This is a genomic window from Lelliottia sp. GFLA7, assembly GCF_056490165.1.
In genome coordinates, this window is sequence record NZ_JBWLAQ010000003.1 from 491700 (window position 1) to 510458 (window position 18759).

At 52.9% G+C, this 18759-nt stretch carries 12 protein-coding genes; 7 read left to right on the forward strand and 5 right to left on the reverse strand.

The features are described from left to right. Window positions 1-9: 9 nt before the first annotated feature. Together AC07RN_RS12625 and aroP are read right to left on the reverse strand one after the other, a co-directional pair. Window positions 10-1407, reverse strand: a complete 1398-nt coding sequence (locus tag AC07RN_RS12625; RefSeq protein ID WP_012016065.1) for a glycoside-pentoside-hexuronide (GPH):cation symporter — start codon at window positions 1405-1407, stop codon at window positions 10-12. Between the two features lie 162 nt (window positions 1408-1569). Continuing rightward, the gene (gene aroP, locus AC07RN_RS12630) at window positions 1570-2943 is read right to left on the reverse strand and encodes an aromatic amino acid transporter AroP (RefSeq protein WP_190275379.1); all 1374 of its coding nucleotides are present in this window, start codon (window positions 2941-2943) and stop codon (window positions 1570-1572) included. Between the two features lie 537 nt (window positions 2944-3480). On the opposite strand from aroP, the gene pdhR reads away from it, so the two are divergent. The 5 genes from pdhR (at window position 3481) to traT (ending at window position 11455) form a co-directional block, all read left to right on the forward strand. Continuing rightward, entirely contained in the window at window positions 3481-4245 is a 765-nt protein-coding gene (pdhR, locus tag AC07RN_RS12635) for a pyruvate dehydrogenase complex transcriptional repressor PdhR (protein ID WP_012016067.1), read from the forward strand. A 119-nt stretch (window positions 4246-4364) separates the two neighbouring features. Then, window positions 4365-7028 (forward strand): pyruvate dehydrogenase (acetyl-transferring), homodimeric type, encoded by a 2664-nt coding sequence (gene aceE / locus AC07RN_RS12640; protein ID WP_012016068.1) that lies wholly within the window; start codon window positions 4365-4367, stop codon window positions 7026-7028. 14 nt (window positions 7029-7042) lie between these two features. Further along, the gene (gene aceF / locus AC07RN_RS12645; protein WP_478336513.1) at window positions 7043-8929 is read left to right on the forward strand and encodes a pyruvate dehydrogenase complex dihydrolipoyllysine-residue acetyltransferase; all 1887 of its coding nucleotides are present in this window, start codon (window positions 7043-7045) and stop codon (window positions 8927-8929) included. Window positions 8930-9105: 176 nt separating this feature from the next. Beyond that, window positions 9106-10530 (forward strand): dihydrolipoyl dehydrogenase, encoded by a 1425-nt coding sequence (gene lpdA, locus AC07RN_RS12650; RefSeq protein WP_012016070.1) that lies wholly within the window; start codon window positions 9106-9108, stop codon window positions 10528-10530. Between the two features lie 193 nt (window positions 10531-10723). Further along, window positions 10724-11455, forward strand: coding sequence for a conjugal transfer complement resistance protein TraT (gene traT / locus AC07RN_RS12655; protein WP_478336514.1), 732 nt, complete (start codon window positions 10724-10726; stop codon window positions 11453-11455). A 63-nt stretch (window positions 11456-11518) separates the two neighbouring features. Here traT and AC07RN_RS12660 read toward each other — a convergent pair whose 3' ends face one another. After that, window positions 11519-12313, reverse strand: coding sequence for a DUF2950 family protein (locus AC07RN_RS12660; protein WP_449554690.1), 795 nt, complete (start codon window positions 12311-12313; stop codon window positions 11519-11521). 10 nt (window positions 12314-12323) lie between these two features. Then, window positions 12324-13874, reverse strand: coding sequence for a DUF3300 domain-containing protein (locus AC07RN_RS12665; RefSeq protein ID WP_478336515.1), 1551 nt, complete (start codon window positions 13872-13874; stop codon window positions 12324-12326). Between the two features lie 907 nt (window positions 13875-14781). Here AC07RN_RS12665 and acnB point away from each other — a divergent pair. Beyond that, on the forward strand, window positions 14782-17379 hold the full coding sequence (gene acnB, locus AC07RN_RS12670) for a bifunctional aconitate hydratase 2/2-methylisocitrate dehydratase (protein ID WP_150099554.1): 2598 nt from the start codon (window positions 14782-14784) through the stop codon (window positions 17377-17379). A 191-nt stretch (window positions 17380-17570) separates the two neighbouring features. Continuing rightward, window positions 17571-17933, forward strand: a complete 363-nt coding sequence (yacL, locus tag AC07RN_RS12675; RefSeq protein WP_012016075.1) for a protein YacL — start codon at window positions 17571-17573, stop codon at window positions 17931-17933. A 31-nt stretch (window positions 17934-17964) separates the two neighbouring features. On the opposite strand, the gene speD is transcribed toward yacL, so the two are convergent. Then, window positions 17965-18759 (reverse strand): adenosylmethionine decarboxylase, encoded by a 795-nt coding sequence (gene speD, locus AC07RN_RS12680; RefSeq protein WP_012016076.1) that lies wholly within the window; start codon window positions 18757-18759, stop codon window positions 17965-17967.

An 18759-nucleotide genomic window follows, 5' to 3' on the forward strand; every position in this document is an offset into this window, starting at 1 on the left:
GGGGCTTCCTTATTTTGTCTCAGCCGTTTTCAGTTCCTGATAGTCGCTCAGCTCGCGATAGTTGGTGCGGCGCTTCTCAAGGTCTTCCTGAATTTGCTTCATCGTTTCACGATCCACTTTCAACAGGCGTACCACACCCGCTGTGAGCAGATAACCCACGCCCGGAATCACGGTAAAGAGCAACACGATGCCGTTGATGGCATCCGCGCTTTGCGCTTTTGCACCGGCATCATAGCCGTACCAGGAGAGCAAAAAGCCCACCATCGCACCAGCAATCGCCAGCCCCAGTTTCAGGAAGAAAATGTTGCCGGAGAAGCTGATCCCGGTGATGCGTTTGCCGGTTTTCCACTCGCCGTAATCGTCCACATCCGCCATCAGCGACCAGTGCAGCGGGGAAGGGATCTGATGCAGAATGTTCAGCAGGAAGTAGAGCACGACAATCGTCGTCGTGGCTTTGGGATCGAAGAAATAAAACGCGCAGGAGAAAATCGCGAGCGCGATATTGGTCCAGAAGAACACTTTCAGTTTACACCAGCGGTCGGTCAGGACCTTCGCCAGCATGCTTCCGAGCATCATCCCGACGACGCCAAGGCTGATAAACAGCGTCGCGAAATGGGTGCTTTGCCCCATGACCCAGGTGACGTAATACATCGTCGCCGCCATGCGGATAAAGCCCGGACAGACGTTGCATAACGTCAGCAGCAAAATGCGCACCCACTGATCGTTTTTCCACGCGTCTTTCAGATCGTTTTTCAGTTCGTCGTTGGTTTGAACCGCCGGGCGAATACGTTCCCGCACGGTTGCGAAGCTGAACAGGAACATACAGGTGCCGATAAGCGCTAGCACGGTCATCGCCATCTGGTAGCCCTTGGCTTTGTTATCCCCACCGAAATACTCCACCATCGGTAACAACGTTAAAGACAGTAGCAGAGTGGCAATGCCGACCATCACGAAGCGATAGGACTGGCACGCCACGCGCTCTTTGGGATCGTTGGTGATCACGCTGCCTAACGAGCAGTAAGGAATATTGATGGCGGTATAGGTGAGCGAGAGCAGGAAATAAGTGACAAAGGCATAGATAACTTTGCTGTTGTACGTCCATTCTGGCGTCGTGAACATCAGCACGCTGAACAGGGCGTAGGGGAAGGCAATCCACAGCAGCCATGGACGAAATCGACCATATTTACTGCGGGTACGGTCCGCAATCGCACCCATGATCGGGTCAGTGATGGCATCGATGACGCGTACCGAGAGCAGTAAAACGCCGACCAGCGCAGGCGCGAGCCCGAAAATATCCGTATAAAAATAGTTAACAAACAACATTATGGCGCCGAAGATGATGTTGCATCCCGCGTCGCCCATCCCATAGCCGATCTTTTCTTTGACTGACAGTTTATTGTTATTCATCGACAGCTCTCCGAATTGCAGTATGGAGAGAATTATTTGCTGGCAAATGAATATTTGCGTAGCAAGATAAAGGCGGTGATATGGATGAAATCGCTGTGGGTGAGAATTTGTGAGGCAGGTAACACGCTCAGTGCCCGAGGCCGGGCACTGAGTCAGACGAGATTAATGCGCTTTAACGGCTTTCGCGTTCTTCTGTTTGAACAGATAGCCAATACCCAGGATAACGACCCAAACCGGGATCAGATAAACGGAGATCGCCATACCCGGCGTCATCAGCATGATCACCAGCACTGCCGCCATAAACACCAGGCAAACCCAGTTTCCGACGGGGTAGAACAGGGCAGGGAAACGCGTTTTCACGCCCTGCTGCTGCTTGGCACGACGGAACTTGATGTGGGCCAGGCTGATCATCGCCCAGTTGATAACAAGCGCAGAGACAACCAGCGCCATCAGCAGACCGAACGCTGATTCCGGTGCCAAATAGTTAATCAGTACGCAAAGGGCTGTCACCACCGCGGAAACCAGAATGGTGTTCACCGGTACGCCACGCTTATCCAGATTCAGCAGCGCTTTTGGCGCGTTACCCTGTTGAGCCAGACCAAACAGCATACGGCTGTTGCAGTACACGCAGCTGTTATAAACGGACAGCGCTGCGGTGAGCACGACGACGTTCAGGGCGTTTGCCACGAAGGTGTCGCCCAGCTCATGGAAGATCAGCACGAACGGGCTGGTGTCAGCGGTTACGCGTGTCCATGGCAGTAAAGAGAGCAGAACGGCCAGTGAACCCACATAGAAAATCAGAATACGGTAGATAACCTGGTTGGTGGCTTTTGGAATGCTCTGCTCTGGGTTATCGGCTTCTGCGGCGGTAATACCCACCAGCTCAAGGCCGCCAAACGAGAACATAATGATCGCCATCATCATCACCAGACCAGTCATGCCGTGAGGCAGGAACCCGCCTTGCTCCCACAGGTTGCGCACGGTGGCTTGAGGGCCGCCGTTGCCGCTGAACAGTAACCAGCCGCCGAAGATGATCATTGCTACCACGGCGATAACTTTGATAATCGCGAACCAGAACTCCATCTCACCGAACACTTTTACGTTGGTCAGGTTGATGGCGTTGATCAGCACAAAGAAGACCGCAGCGGAAGCCCAGGTTGGGATCTCCGGATACCAGAACTGGATGTATTTCCCGACGGCGGTAAGTTCAGCCATCGCGACCAAAACGTACAGCACCCAGTAGTTCCAGCCGGAAGCGAAACCGGCAAAACCGCCCCAGTATTTATAGGCAAAGTGGCTGAAGGAACCCGCTACCGGCTCTTCGACGACCATTTCGCCTAACTGACGCATGATTAAGAACGCGATAAAACCGGCGATAGCGTAGCCAAGAATAATGCCGGGGCCTGCTGACTGAATAACGGATGCGCTGCCCAGAAACAGGCCGGTGCCGATAGCGCCACCCAGAGCAATAAGCTGAATATGGCGGTTCTTAAGGCCGCGCTTCAGCTGATCGCCATGCTGTTGACCTTCCATTATGTGAAACCTCGTGTGTGGTTGTTATGTTCACGCTATGGCGTGTGTAATTATGAAATTCCATTTCATGTATTTATTTCGTTACGGTTCAAATGACCTAAAAAACGGAAGGTGTCTTCCGTAAGCGTCAGAATAGTGGTAAGCGACCGCGAATGCACCTGCTTTATAAAGGGTCGATGACGAGTTGAATAAAAAGAAAGCAATTGTAAGTTGCTGCCTTTAACCCCTTTTATCTGGGTATAGAATAAAAATGCTTCATTAGGGGGTTAAAAATTCATTATTTGTCATGGTGAATCGGTTCAGATGGCGTATTTCGCGTTTCATTAAAGTTAAAACTGCCTCTTTATGGGTAACCAATTCATTTGTGCAAAGTTACATTTCTGAAACGTTATTTCTGTAAGGTTGTTAAAATGTGTAGGGTTTACTGATTTCAATCAAAACCACGATGGACAGAAGGTGAATACTTTGTTACTTTAGCGATACGAATATGAAATTGGTAAGACCAATTGACTCCGGGCAAAAAGGCGTAAGACAGGGAATATGGCCTACAGCAAAATTCGCCAACCAAAACTATCCGATGTGATTGAGCAGCAGCTGGAATTTTTGATCCTCGAAGGGACTCTGCGCCCCGGTGAAAAACTCCCGCCTGAACGCGAACTGGCTAAACAGTTCGATGTTTCCCGTCCCTCTCTGCGTGAGGCGATTCAACGTCTCGAAGCCAAGGGCTTGCTGCTTCGTCGCCAGGGCGGCGGAACTTTTGTTCAAAATAGCCTGTGGCAGAGCTTCAGCGATCCGCTGGTAGAGCTTCTATCTGACCACCCAGAATCCCAGTTTGACCTGCTTGAAACCCGTCACGCGCTTGAAGGTATCGCTGCTTATTATGCGGCACTGCGCAGCAATGATGAAGACCGTGAACGTATTCGCGAGCTTCATCAGGCCATTGAACGGGCACAAGAATCAGGCGATCTCGACGCCGAGTCCGATGCCGTCGTCCAGTACCAAATTGCCGTCACCGAAGCGGCTCATAATGTGGTACTCCTCCATCTGCTACGCTGCATGGAACCGATGCTGGCCCAGAATGTTCGACAAAATTTTGAATTGTTGTATGCCCGCCGGGAAATGCTTCCGCTGGTCAGCAACCATCGTACTCGTGTATTCGAGGCGATAATGGCCGGGGAACCGGAGCATGCGCGTGAAGCGTCGCACCGCCACCTGGCTTTCATTGAGGAAATCTTGCTGGACCGCAGCCGTGAGCAATCGCGTCGCGAACGTTCACTGCGTCGCATACAGCAAAGAAAGGATTAAGCGCCTTTTTTAGAGCGCGGCAACTAAACGCAGAACCTGTCTTATTGTATTTTCTGGCGAAAATACAATGGGACAGGTTCCAGACAAATCAACGTATTAGATAGATAAGGAATACCCCCATGTCAGAACGTCTCCAAAATGACGTGGATCCGATCGAAACTCGCGACTGGCTACAAGCGATCGAATCGGTCATCCGTGAAGAAGGTGTTGAGCGTGCTCAGTATCTGATTAATGAGTTGCTTTCAGAAGCCCGCAAAGGCGGCGTGAAAGTAGCAGCAGGTGCAGGGGCTAGCAACTACGTAAACACGATTGCCGTTGAAGACGAACCGGAATATCCGGGCAATCTGGATCTGGAACGCCGTATCCGTTCTGCAATTCGCTGGAACGCGATCATGACCGTTCTGCGCGCATCCAAGAAAGACCTGGAACTGGGTGGCCACATGGCTTCCTTCCAGTCTTCTGCGACCGTTTATGAAGTGTGCTTTAACCACTTCTTCCGCGCACGCACCGAGAAAGACGGCGGCGACCTGGTGTACTTCCAGGGCCACATCTCTCCGGGCGTTTACGCACGTGCGTTCCTGGAAGGTCGTCTGACTGAAGAGCAGATGAACAACTTCCGTCAGGAAGTTCACGGTAAAGGTCTGTCCTCTTATCCGCACCCGAAACTGATGCCAGAATTCTGGCAGTTCCCGACCGTATCTATGGGTCTGGGCCCAATCGGTGCAATCTACCAGGCTAAATTCCTGAAATATCTGGAACACCGTGGCCTGAAAGACACCTCACAGCAGACCGTTTACGCCTTCCTGGGCGACGGCGAGATGGATGAGCCAGAATCTAAAGGTGCGATCACTATCGCAACCCGTGAAAAACTGGACAACCTGTGCTTCATCATCAACTGTAACCTGCAGCGTCTGGATGGTCCGGTAACCGGCAACGGCAAGATCATCAACGAACTGGAAGGCATCTTCAGCGGTGCTGGCTGGAACGTGGTTAAAGTGATGTGGGGCGGTCGTTGGGATGAGCTGCTGCGTAAAGACACCAGCGGTAAACTGATGCAGCTGATGCAGGAAACTGTTGATGGCGATTATCAGACCTTCAAATCCAAAAACGGTGCCTACGTTCGTGAGCACTTCTTCGGTAAATACCCTGAAACCGCAGCGCTGGTTGCCGACTGGTCTGACGATCAGATCTGGGCACTGAACCGTGGTGGTCACGATCCGAAGAAAGTCTACGCAGCACTGAAAAACGCACAAGACACCAAAGGCAAAGCCACTGTTATCCTGGCGCATACCGTTAAAGGTTATGGCATGGGTGACACCGCCGAAGGTAAAAACATCGCGCACCAGGTGAAGAAAATGAACATGGACGGCGTTCGTTACGTCCGCGATCGTTTCAACGTACCAGTGACCGATGAGCAGGTAGAAAACCTGTCTTACATCACCTTCCCGGAAGGCTCTGAAGAACACACCTATCTGCACGCACAGCGTCAGAAACTGAACGGCTACCTGCCGTCCCGTCAGGTGAACTTCACCGAGACTCTGGAACTGCCCGCTCTGGAAGATTTCTCCCAGCTGCTGGAAGAGCAGAACAAAGAGATCTCTACCACTATCGCTTTCGTTCGTGCCCTGAACGTGATGCTGAAAAACAAGTCGATCAAAGATCGTCTGGTTCCAATCATCGCCGATGAAGCGCGTACTTTCGGTATGGAAGGTCTGTTCCGTCAGATTGGTATTTACAGCCCGAACGGCCAGCAGTACACCCCGCAGGACCGTGAGCAGGTTGCATACTACAAAGAAGACGAGAAAGGTCAGATCCTGCAGGAAGGTATCAACGAGCTGGGCGCAGGCGCATCCTGGCTGGCTGCTGCAACATCTTACAGCACCAACAACCTGCCGATGATTCCGTTCTACATTTACTACTCCATGTTCGGTTTCCAGCGTATCGGTGACCTGTGCTGGCAGGCTGGCGACCAACAGGCTCGCGGCTTCCTGGTCGGTGGTACTTCCGGTCGTACAACGCTGAACGGCGAAGGTCTGCAGCACGAAGATGGCCACAGCCACATTCAGTCTCTGACTATCCCGAACTGTATCTCTTATGACCCGTCTTACGCGTACGAAGTGGCAGTCATCATGCATGACGGTCTGGTTCGTATGTACGGTGAAGCGCAAGAGAACGTTTACTACTACATCACCACGCTGAACGAAAACTACCACATGCCGGCGATGCCGGAAGGTGCCGAGGAAGGTATCCGTAAAGGTATCTACAAACTCGAAACCGTTGCGGGTAGCAAAGGTAAAGTTCAGCTGTTGGGCTCCGGTTCTATCCTGCGTCACGTTCGTGAAGCAGCGCAGATCCTGGCAAACGACTACGGTGTCGGTTCCGACGTGTACAGCGTGACCTCCTTCACTGAACTGGCGCGTGATGGCCAGGATTGTGAGCGCTGGAACATGCTGCACCCACTGGAAACACCACGCGTTCCGTACATCGCTCAGGTGATGAACGACGCGCCGGCAGTGGCATCTACTGACTATATGAAACTGTTCGCCGAGCAGGTTCGTACTTATGTACCGGCTGATGATTACCGCGTACTGGGTACCGATGGCTTCGGTCGCTCCGACAGCCGTGAAAACCTGCGTCACCACTTCGAAGTTGATGCTTCTTATGTGGTGGTAGCAGCGCTGGGCGAACTGGCTAAACGTGGCGAAATCGATAAGAAAGTGGTTGCGGAAGCAATTACCAAATTCAACATCGATGCAGATAAAGTTAACCCGCGTCTGGCGTAAGAGGTAAAAGAATAATGGCTATCGAAATCAATGTACCGGACATCGGGGCTGATGAAGTTGAAATCACCGAGATCCTGGTCAAAGTAGGCGACAAAGTTGAAGCTGAACAGTCGCTGATCACCGTAGAAGGCGACAAAGCCTCTATGGAAGTCCCGTCTCCTCAGGCTGGCATCGTGAAAGAGATCAAAATCTCTGTTGGCGATAAAACCGAGACTGGCAAACTGATCATGATTTTCGATTCCGCCGACGGTGCAGCAGCTGCTGCACCTGCGCAGGAAGAGAAGAAAGAAGCGGCAGCTCCGGCTGCGGCACCAGCAGCAGCGGCTGCAAAAGACGTTAACGTACCGGATATCGGCGGCGACGAAGTTGAAGTCACTGAGATCATGGTTAAAGTCGGCGACACCGTTGCGGCTGAACAGTCCTTGATTACTGTAGAAGGCGATAAAGCCTCTATGGAAGTCCCGGCTCCGTTCGCAGGCGTGGTGAAAGAGATCAAAATCAACACCGGCGACAAAGTGTCTACCGGTTCCCTGATCATGGTCTTCGAAGTGGCGGGTGCTGCACCTGCTGCGGCTCCGGCTAAAGCAGAGGCGGCACCGGCTGCGGCTGCACCAGCGGCCTCTGGCGCGAAAGACGTTAACGTTCCGGATATCGGCGGTGACGAAGTTGAAGTGACTGAAGTGATGGTGAAAGTGGGCGACAAAGTTGCCGCTGAGCAGTCACTGATCACCGTAGAAGGCGACAAAGCCTCTATGGAAGTCCCGTCTCCGTTCGCAGGTACCGTGAAAGAAATTAAAATCAGCGCTGGCGACAAAGTGTCTACCGGTTCTCTGATTATGGTCTTCGAAGTGGAAGGCGCTGCCCCTGCGGCGGCTCCGGCTGCTGCTCCAGCACCTGCTGCTGCCGCACCTGCGCAAGCTTCAAAAGCGGCTGCACCTGCTGCTAAAGCCGAAGGCAAATCTGAGTTCGCTGAAAACGATGCTTACGTTCACGCTACTCCGCTGATTCGCCGTCTGGCACGCGAGTTCGGCGTAAACCTGGCGAAAGTGAAAGGGACTGGCCGTAAAGGTCGTATCCTGCGCGAAGACGTTCAGACTTACGTGAAAGACGCGGTGAAACGCGCTGAAGCGGCACCAGCTGCTACCGGCGGCGGTATCCCGGGCATGCTGCCATGGCCGAAAGTGGACTTCAGCAAGTTTGGTGAAGTGGAAGAAGTTGAGCTGGGCCGTATCCAGAAAATCTCTGGTGCGAACCTGAGCCGTAACTGGGTGATGATCCCGCACGTTACGCACTTCGACAAAACTGATATCACCGATCTGGAAGCGTTCCGTAAACAGCAGAACGCAGAAGCTGAGAAGCGCCGTCTGGATGTGAAATTCACGCCAGTGGTCTTCATCATGAAAGCGGTTGCTGCGGCGCTTGAGCAGATGCCACGTTTCAACAGCTCTCTGTCTGAAGACGCGCAGCGTCTGACGCTGAAGAAATACATCAACATCGGTGTTGCGGTTGATACGCCAAATGGTCTGGTTGTTCCAGTCTTCAAAGACGTGAACAAGAAGAGCATTACTGAGCTGTCCCGTGAACTGACCGTGATTTCCAAGAAAGCGCGTGATGGTAAGCTGACTGCCGGCGAAATGCAGGGCGGTTGCTTCACTATCTCCAGCATCGGCGGCCTGGGTACAACCCACTTCGCACCGATCGTTAACGCGCCGGAAGTGGCAATCCTCGGGGTTTCCAAATCCGCGATGGAACCTGTGTGGAATGGTAAAGAGTTCGTGCCGCGTCTGATGATGCCAATCTCTCTTTCCTTCGACCACCGCGTGATCGATGGGGCTGATGGTGCGCGCTTTATCACCATCATCAACAACACCCTGAGCGACATTCGCCGCCTGGTGATGTAATCGAAAAGCCGGCCAATCGGCCGGCTTTTTGTCTTCTAATCTCATGAAGGTTGTGAGGTTACTGGCGAAAGCGATATTTCGTGAGCCGTTTGTTGTTTCAAAATTGTTAACAATTTTGTAAACTGCGGGCGGATAGAACGACCCGGTGGACGACGGGTATAAATTAAGAGGTCATGATGAGCACAGAAATCAAAACTCAGGTCGTGGTACTTGGGGCAGGCCCAGCAGGTTACTCCGCAGCATTCCGCGCCGCGGATTTAGGTCTGGAAACCGTCATCGTAGAACGTTACAGCACCCTTGGTGGTGTTTGTCTGAACGTCGGCTGTATCCCTTCAAAAGCGCTGCTGCACGTTGCAAAAGTTATCGAAGAAGCCAAAGCGCTGGCCGATCACGGTATCGTCTTCGGCGAGCCGAAAACCGATATCGACAAAATTCGTACCTGGAAAGAAAAAGTTATCACCCAACTGACCGGCGGTCTGGCTGGTATGGCGAAAGGCCGTAAAGTGAAAGTGGTTAACGGTCTGGGTAAATTTACCGGAGCAAACACTCTGGAAGTTGAAGGCGAAAACGGTAAAACCGTGATCAACTTCGACAACGCGATCATCGCGGCGGGTTCCCGTCCGATTGAACTGCCGTTCATTCCACATGAAGATCCACGCGTGTGGGACTCCACCGATGCGCTGGAGCTGAAATCCGTACCTAAGCGTCTGCTGGTTATGGGTGGCGGTATCATCGGTCTGGAAATGGCGACCGTTTATCATGCGCTGGGTTCAGAGATTGACGTGGTTGAAATGTTCGACCAGGTTATCCCCGCGGCTGACAAAGACATCGTTAAAGTCTTCACCAAACGCATCAGCAAGAAATTCAACCTGATGCTGGAAACCAAAGTAACGGCCGTTGAAGCAAAAGAAGACGGTATTTACGTTTCCATGGAAGGCAAAAAAGCCCCTGGCGAAGCGCAGCGTTACGACGCAGTGCTGGTTGCTATCGGTCGTGTGCCGAACGGTAAGAACCTCGATGCGGGCGCAGCGGGCGTAGAAGTTGACGACCGTGGCTTTATCCGTGTGGACAAACAGCTGCGCACCAACGTGCCGCACATCTTTGCTATCGGCGACATCGTCGGTCAGCCAATGCTGGCGCATAAAGGTGTTCACGAAGGCCACGTTGCCGCTGAAGTTATCGCGGGCATGAAGCACTACTTCGACCCGAAAGTGATCCCATCGATCGCGTACACCGAGCCAGAAGTTGCCTGGGTGGGTCTGACCGAGAAAGAAGCGAAAGAAAAAGGCATCAGCTACGAAACCGCCACCTTCCCGTGGGCTGCTTCTGGCCGTGCTATCGCTTCTGATTGTGCAGACGGCGTGACCAAACTGATCTTCGACAAAGAAACTCACCGTGTCATCGGTGGTGCGATTGTCGGCACCAACGGCGGCGAGCTGCTGGGTGAGATCGGTCTGGCTATCGAGATGGGTTGTGACGCTGAAGACATCGCGCTGACCATCCACGCGCACCCGACTCTGCATGAGTCAGTGGGCCTGGCGGCAGAAGTGTTTGAAGGTAGCATCACCGACCTGCCAAACGCGAAAGCCAAGAAGAAATAATCTTCTTACAGCGATTAAACGCCTCTCCGGAGGCGTTTTTTTTTGCCTGAAAACTACCCAATTTGGTAGCTATTTCATTGATGTTTTTACTAAAAATTTACCGTAATCTGCCGATAACTTTTTCACCATTGTGCAGCTATTGGCTGCGCGGTTATTAAGTTCTGGACTCTCTATTACACAATAAGGAATAAAAATGTCTCTGAAAAAAGTGGCTGTGATTGGTTTAGTCGCGGCAGCGCTGACGTTGACAGGGTGCGGCGCAATGACTACGGCTGTGAAAAAACGCAATCTGGAAGTAAAAACCCAGATGAGCGAGACCATCTGGCTTGAGCCGTCCAGTGAGAAAACTGTTTATATTCAGGTAAAAAACACCTCTGATAAAGACATGAGCAACCTGCAAACTCTGCTGGCAAACGATCTGATCGCAAAAGGCTACAAAGTGACCAGTTCCCCAGATGGTGCTTATTACTGGGTTCAGGCAAACGTGCTTAAGGCCGACAAAATGGATCTGCGTGAAACTCAGGGTTACCTGAAAACGGGCTATGAAGGTGCCGCTGTCGGTGCTGCGCTGGGTGCAGGGATCACGGCTTACAACAGCAGTTCTTCCGGTGCTGCACTGGGTGTGGGTCTGGCCGCTGGTCTGATCGGCATGGCTGCAGATGCGATGGTTGAAGACGTGAACTATACCATGGTAACTGACCTGCAGATTTCTGAACGCAGTAAAGCGAAAGTTACAACCGACAATATCGCAGCCCTGCGTCAAGGCACGTCTGGTGTGAAATTGCAGACCAGCTCAGAACAAGGCGATCGTGCGAAATATCAAACGCGTGTCGTTTCAAACGCGAACAAAGTGAACTTGAAGTTCGAAGAAGCGAAACCGGTTCTGGAAGCTCAGCTGGCGAAATCCGTCGCTAACATCCTGTAATCACCGTTGCTGTTTGCCGGGACACCTACGTTGACCCGGCAAACACGATTCCCCTCGAGTTATCTATGGTGTGACGCGCTGCCAGTTTTTATCCGGATGGTAGGTCGTCATCGCCTCCGCTTTTTGCTGCGTTTCATCGCCCAGATTGGCCTGATAAACGTTGTCATCCTGGTTAATCACAAAACTCATCACGCCTGTCTGACCGTAGCTGACGGGCCAGGCAATCATCGCAAAACCGTTGTTTTTATCAGGCAGAATGCGGAAACGATAGCCGTGATAACCCGTGCCTGGGATCTGTGGACTAAACGCCGGGCCAAGCGGACTTGGCGCTTCGCCAGGGGCGACAGGCCAGTAGAGACCGTCTTTTTTCCCTTCTGAACTGATAATTTTCTGTGCATAGGTTTGGTTGAGCGCGTAATAGCTTTGCTGGGCATCAACGTACGCATGAAGCGCTTCGATAGCGGCCAGTTCATTGCGACCAATTTCACGCGTCAGGATCTCATCAGCTGCCTTGCGCATATCAAACTGCCAGCCGGATTCGCCCTTCACGACGGGGATAGGCAATTGCCAGTTGCTGTCGCCCACGACCAGATGCGCGATATCACCCGCGATGACCGTAGAATGACTTACCTTCCAGTCACGCAAAAAACGGTCCACGGCTTCAGGGTCGACCCCTTCAGGCGGCAAGAAATTGCGCCAGTCATCCCCAAGCAAGTTCTTCATTTCGCCTTCATTTTGCTCGCTGATGGCTTTTGCCAATGCGTCGGTCGCCTGATCGGGCGTACTGAAGTGCTGCTGCGCGATCGCCAAAGTGGAAACCAAGAACAGCATCATTCCACCAAGTATTTTCTTTTTCATGTTGATTCCCTTAGCGATGACGGGGTTCACGGTGTTCGGTACGCCCAGCAGGCATTTGTCGCGCCGGTTGCTGAGGACGGGATGCCATTTGGCGGCTTTGCGATCCGCGCTGCTGTTGCGACTGCCAGTTCCCTGAGCGGCTATCGTTCCCGCTCAAAGCATTGGCGCGAGGCTGCGTGTTTCGCTGCTGGGCGGTTGGCGAAACGCGTTTTTCAGGGCGCTGAGATGCTGTCTGACGGTTGTCACGCTGCGCTTTATTGGTCGTTCTCTGCGCGGTCTGCGGTTTGTTGTCGTACCCGCGATAATTATTACGCTGGGAGATCTGTTTAAGCTGAGCGTTCGAGGCCTGACGCTGCGCATCTTTTGTTGCCGGACGTTGCGTTTGAGACAGCGTTTTACCCGTCGATTGTTGTACCTGGGCCAGCGCCGCCTGCCGTTGGCTATCGCGATTTACCGGTTTTTGCTGCGTGGCGCTCAACCCTGTCGCCGTGTTGGTGGGATGGAAACGGCTATTGAGCTGGGTAGTTGGATAGGGGACGCCTTCACGATAAGCCGGGTTATGCTGCCAGTTGCGATTGGCGTCTGTTAAACGCTCCCCGCTGATTTTATTGAAATTGTCGACGTTGATATTGATGTTGTTATTGCCGTTACGGTTATAACTGCCGTTGCGGTCGTAATCGTTATCATGGTGGTGATGATCCCAGTCATCGTCGTCATCCCAGTCGATATTGCTGAAAATCGCGTAGGTCGTTGCGACGCCCAGGCTGAATCCGAGGCCTTTTACCAGGCTATCCGTAAATTGCTCACCGGGTGATGGCGGCAGATAGACCGGCGGATAGCTGGCGTTGGGCCAGGTGCCGTAGACCGTGGCGGGATTATACGTCGGGACGTAGACCACCTGCGGATCGGCGGATTCGATCTTGATTACCGTTGGATTGGTTGTCGTAACGGTCGCGTTTGATGGGGTGTTGGCAGTCTGCGCGGGCACCGTTTTCTTTTCGGTTGTGACCGTTTGCTGCGGTGTCGATTGCAGCGCACCTGTCTGCTGCGCCAGCAGACGCAAGCGCTGGACGGAATCCATGACGTCATTGGGCTGTGCGAGGAACGCATCGCCGAGATTCTGGATCCACGGTGGGTTTTCACCCATCAGTGACATCAGCTGTGGAAAGGCGACCAGCGATTTAACACTCGGATCCCACGGCTGGCCACTCACCGCCTGAATAGCCGCATCGCCCTGCATTTTGGGGTTATCCTTCGACCATTGTGCGGCCTGGATGACATTCGCTGGATAAGTGGATGCCATGAGGATTTGCGACAGCAGCGCGTCAGGGTAGAGCGCGATAGGGGCGGTCCACTGATCGATTTGCGCAGCGGTATAGGTTGGCGCAACGACAGGTGCAGGGGGCTGGGCCGCGGGTTGTGGCGCTGCGGGTGGAGCCGTTGCTGACGGCGTAGAGACTGTCGCAGGCGCGCGGCTTTTCACAAACATAACGCCGGACGCGGCTAACAGCCCGGCACTGCATAACAGCACAATCAGGTGTGGCTTAAAGGGCAACTTCATAGTGTGACTCCAGCGTAAGCAGTGCCGATTGGCGTTTTTGTTGCCGCGAGTATATTCACCCGTGTTTTTGCGTTTTGACGAATCTTGGGAAACCGCCCGAAGTGTCCGGATAAAGAGTGTGAGCATTTATTACACAAATTATATGCGAAAGATAAAACAGCGTTGGGATTTCAAAAGGCCGCTCTTACGAGCGGCCGGCAGCTACTTGCCGAGATTAACCACAAACAGCACCGTGATGTCGGATATGTTCCAGCCACCGTGGAGTATTGTTAGCAGTAAACCGGTCACAACGATCAGCGTAGATATTCGCATCTCCATTGCGTGCGTTCCTGACGGGCTACGCAGGCTCATTCTTCACCGGAAAAGGCAGAGCCAGGCAAATTGGGGTTTTGCCACGTAGATTATGGAACTGCTCCCGGGCCCGGTGACTGGTTGCTACACCAGCGAAGCAGGCCGAGGTGGACATTAGCCCATCCAATGCGCTTTCAAAAGAGAGAAGACAAGATTGCAGTGTGTTTCATTCGAAATAGGAAAGCGCTGCGCAAAAAATGAAAAGTCGCTTGCCAGCCAGCTATCTGAAGAGCAGAATTTAAGGCGTTGGGGTTTTGCCACATAACTGCCAGCCCGGTGTGCTACCACCGCAAGGCAACAAACTAACCGCTGAAAGGCGGTTTTTTTGTCCCTGACATCCGTCCCGGTTCCCCGCTATACCATCCTTAACGATTCAGCAAACTATTTAATGTTGCTTTTTTGTAAACACATTAACACTGTGCAGAAATCCTGCTATGCTGCCCGACGCGGTATCGGGCATTTACCCTACAAACTGCTGTCTCACAGGAGCGTGAAGATAAGCCTGGAAACACAACGTGTATGCCGCATTATGATAATGAGAGCGAGGAGAACCGTCGTGCTAGAAGAATACCGTAAGCACGTAGCAGAACGTGCCGCCGAGGGAATTGTACCGAAACCTTTAGATGCAACCCAAATGGCCGCGCTCGTCGAGCTGCTGAAGAATCCGCCTGCGGGCGAAGAAGAATTCCTGTTAGATTTGCTGATCAACCGTGTACCGCCTGGCGTAGATGAAGCAGCCTACGTGAAAGCCGGTTTTCTTGCTGCGATTGCGAAACGCGAAGCAACCTCCCCACTGGTCACCCCTGAAAAAGCGATTGAACTGCTCGGCACCATGCAGGGCGGCTATAACATTCATCCGCTGATTGACGCGCTGGAAAGCGAAACGCTGGCACCGATTGCTGCCAAAGCGCTTTCCCAAACGCTGCTGATGTTCGACAACTTCTATGATGTTGAAGAAAAAGCGAAAGCGGGTAACCGCTACGCAAAACAGGTTATGCAGTCATGGGCTGATGCTGAATGGTTCCTGAACCGTCCCGCACTGGCAGAAAAAATGACCGTCACCGTATTCAAAGTGACCGGCGAAACGAACACTGATGACCTGTCTCCGGCACCGGATGCCTGGTCTCGCCCGGATATCCCTCTGCACGCTCTGGCAATGCTGAAAAACGCCCGCGAAGGGATTGTGCCGGATCAGCCAGGCGCTGTTGGACCGATCACGCAAATCGAAGAGTTGGCTAAAAAAGGCTTCCCGCTGGCCTACGTCGGCGACGTCGTCGGAACCGGTTCTTCACGTAAATCTGCGACCAACTCCGTGCTGTGGTTCATGGGCGATGATATCCCTCATGTCCCGAACAAGCGTGGCGGCGGCTTGTGCCTCGGCGGCAAAATTGCCCCTATCTTCTTTAACACCATGGAAGATGCAGGCGCTCTGCCAATCGAAGTAGATGTTAACAACCTGAACATGGGCGACGTGATTGACGTTTACCCATTCAAAGGTGAAGTGCGTAATCACGAAACCAATGAACTGCTGGCAACGTTTGAACTGAAAACCGATGTTCTGGTCGATGAAGTTCGTGCAGGCGGTCGTATTCCGCTGATTATCGGCCGTGGCCTGACGACCAAAGCGCGCGAAGCTTTGGGTCTGCCGCAGAGTGACATTTTCCGTCAGGCGAAAGACGTGGCGGAAAGCGATCGCGGCTATTCTTTGGCGCAAAAAATGGTTGGCCGCGCCTGTGGCGTGACCGGCGTGCGTCCAGGTGCTTACTGCGAGCCGAAGATGACGTCTGTGGGTTCTCAGGACACCACCGGCCCGATGACCCGTGATGAACTGAAAGATCTGGCGTGTCTGGGCTTCTCTGCCGATCTGGTAATGCAATCGTTCTGTCATACGGCTGCGTATCCAAAACCGGTTGATGTGACCACGCACCATACGCTGCCTGACTTCATCATGAACCGTGGCGGTGTCTCGCTGCGTCCTGGCGATGGAGTTATCCACTCGTGGCTGAACCGCATGCTGCTGCCGGATACTGTCGGTACGGGCGGTGACTCCCATACCCGTTTCCCGATTGGGATCTCCTTCCCGGCGGGTTCTGGTCTGGTGGCGTTTGCTGCTGCAACGGGCGTGATGCCGCTGGACATGCCGGAATCCGTTCTGGTGCGCTTCAAAGGCAAAATGCAGCCGGGCATTACGCTGCGTGACCTGGTGCATGCGATCCCGCTGTACGCAATCAAACAGGGTCTGCTGACTGTTGAGAAGAAAGGTAAAATCAACATCTTCTCTGGCCGCATCCTTGAGATTGAAGGTCTGCCAGATCTGAAAGTGGAGCAGGCGTTTGAACTGACCGATGCCTCCGCTGAGCGTTCTGCTGCGGGCTGTACCATCAAGCTCAATCAGGAACCGATTATTGAGTATCTCACCTCAAATATCGTGCTGCTGAAGTGGATGATCGCAGAAGGCTACGGCGATCGTCGTACGCTGGAGCGTCGTGTGCAGGGCATGGAAAAATGGCTGGCGGATCCGCAACTGCTCGAAGCCGATGCTGATGCAGAATATGCCGCAGTGATCGACATCGATCTGGCGGATATCAAAGAGCCAATCCTGTGCGCACCAAACGATCCTGACGATGCGCGTCCGCTGTCTGCTGTGCAGGGCGAAAAGATCGACGAAGTGTTTATCGGTTCCTGCATGACCAACATCGGCCACTTCCGTGCTGCAGGTAAGCTGCTGGATACGCATAAAGGCCAACTGCCAACGCGTCTGTGGGTGGCTCCACCAACCCGTATGGATGCCGCGCAGCTGACCGAAGAAGGCTACTACAGTGTGTTTGGTAAGAGCGGTGCGCGTATCGAAATCCCTGGCTGTTCCCTGTGCATGGGCAATCAGGCGCGTGTGGCGGACGGTTCGACGGTGGTTTCCACATCGACCCGTAACTTCCCGAACCGTTTAGGAACTGGCGCGAACGTCTTCCTGGCTTCTGCGGAACTGGCGGCGGTTGCGGCGCTGATTGGCAAACTGCCTACGCCGGAAGAGTACCAGACCTTCGTCGCGCAGGTAGATAAGACGGCGGTGGATACCTACCGTTATCTGAACTTCGATAAGCTCTCTCAGTACACCGAGAAAGCTGATGGCGTGATTTTCCAGACGGCAGTATAAACAGCAAACCGTCTCCACAGAGACGGTTTTGCGTGTTTGCACCCCTTTCCCACGTGAAAGGGCGAAGGTGAGGGCATCAGACCGCAAAGTCGTGCTCTCACCTTTTTATTTTCATTCCTCCCACGCGTTCCGCTTTTTTTCTTCCTCTCTGCTGCGATAATTACGCTATTGGCTTTGCAGAGGAAAATACGATGGATTACGAATTTTTACGCGACATCACCGGTGGGGTGAAAGTGCGTATGTCGATGGGCCATGAAGTGGTCGGGCACTGGTTTAACGAAGAGGTCAAAGAAAACCTCGCGTTGCTCGATGAGGTGGAACAAGCGGCGCGTACGATAAAAGGCAGCGAGCGGTCCTGGCAGCGTATTGGTCACGAATACACGCTATGGATGGACGGTGAAGAAGTCATGGTGCGCGCCAATCAGATGGAAATCTCGGGCGACGAAATGGAAGAGGGAATGAGCTATTACGATGAAGAGAGTTTCTCACTGTGCGGCGTTGAGGACTTTTTACAGGTCGTGAAAGCCTACCGTGAGTTTATGCAACAGAAGTAACGCACCGGAGCATCCTTGCTCCTGGCGTGTTTTACACGGCCGGAATATTGCGGCCGTAGTAGATTTCGCGCATCTCTTTCCAGAGCAGGTCGGTGATGACCTTTCGCTCTTCTTCGCTTAAATCTTCCGGCTGGGTATGGAACATGTAGTGCTTAAGGTCGAACTCCTTAAGCAACATCTTGGTGTGGAAGATATTTTCTTGATACACGTTCACATCCATCATGTCGTACAGCCCCTTCATGTCCTCAGACATAAAGTTCTGGATCGAGTTGATTTCATGATCGATAAAATACTTCATGCCGTTGATATCACGGGTAAAGCCGCGCACGCGATAATCAATCGTCACGATATCGGATTCAAGCTGGTGGATAAGATAGTTCAGTGCATTGAGCGGTGAAATTACGCCGCAGGTCGACACTTCGATATCGGCGCGGAAAGTGCACAGCCCGGCTTCTGGGTGGCTTTCCGGATAGGTATGTACGCAGATGTGGCTTTTATCGAGATGGGCCACCACAGCCTCTGGCAGAGGGCCAGGATGTTCGGTCGGATCGATAAGCTGTGGATCCACAGGCTCTTCGCTCACCAGGATCGTCACGCTCGCGCCTTGCGGCTCATAATCCTGACGCGCGATGTTCAGAATATTGGCTCCGATGATGGAGCAGGTTTCTGACAGAATTTCGGTCAGACGGTTGGCGTTATAGAGTTCGTCGATATAGGCGATATAACCATCGCGCTCTTCTGCGGTTTTGACGTAGCAGATATCGTAAATACAAAAACTCAGGCTTTTAGTCAGGTTGTTAAAGCCATGCAGTTTCAGCTTTTTCAA

Excerpts from the sequence above, each read along its gene's own strand:
- traT (WP_478336514.1), top strand. The coding sequence starts at position 10,724 with ATGTCTCTGAAAAAAGTGGCTGTGATTGGTTTAGTCGCGGCAGCGCTG.
- AC07RN_RS12665 (WP_478336515.1), bottom strand. The coding sequence starts at position 13,874 with ATGAAGTTGCCCTTTAAGCCACACCTGATTGTGCTGTTATGCAGTGCC.
- aceF (WP_478336513.1), top strand. The coding sequence starts at position 7,043 with ATGGCTATCGAAATCAATGTACCGGACATCGGGGCTGATGAAGTTGAA.
- pdhR (WP_012016067.1), top strand. The coding sequence starts at position 3,481 with ATGGCCTACAGCAAAATTCGCCAACCAAAACTATCCGATGTGATTGAG.
- aceE (WP_012016068.1), top strand. The coding sequence starts at position 4,365 with ATGTCAGAACGTCTCCAAAATGACGTGGATCCGATCGAAACTCGCGAC.
- lpdA (WP_012016070.1), top strand. The coding sequence starts at position 9,106 with ATGAGCACAGAAATCAAAACTCAGGTCGTGGTACTTGGGGCAGGCCCA.
- yacL (WP_012016075.1), top strand. The coding sequence starts at position 17,571 with ATGGATTACGAATTTTTACGCGACATCACCGGTGGGGTGAAAGTGCGT.
- AC07RN_RS12625 (WP_012016065.1), bottom strand. The coding sequence starts at position 1,407 with ATGAATAACAATAAACTGTCAGTCAAAGAAAAGATCGGCTATGGGATG.
- AC07RN_RS12660 (WP_449554690.1), bottom strand. The coding sequence starts at position 12,313 with ATGAAAAAGAAAATACTTGGTGGAATGATGCTGTTCTTGGTTTCCACT.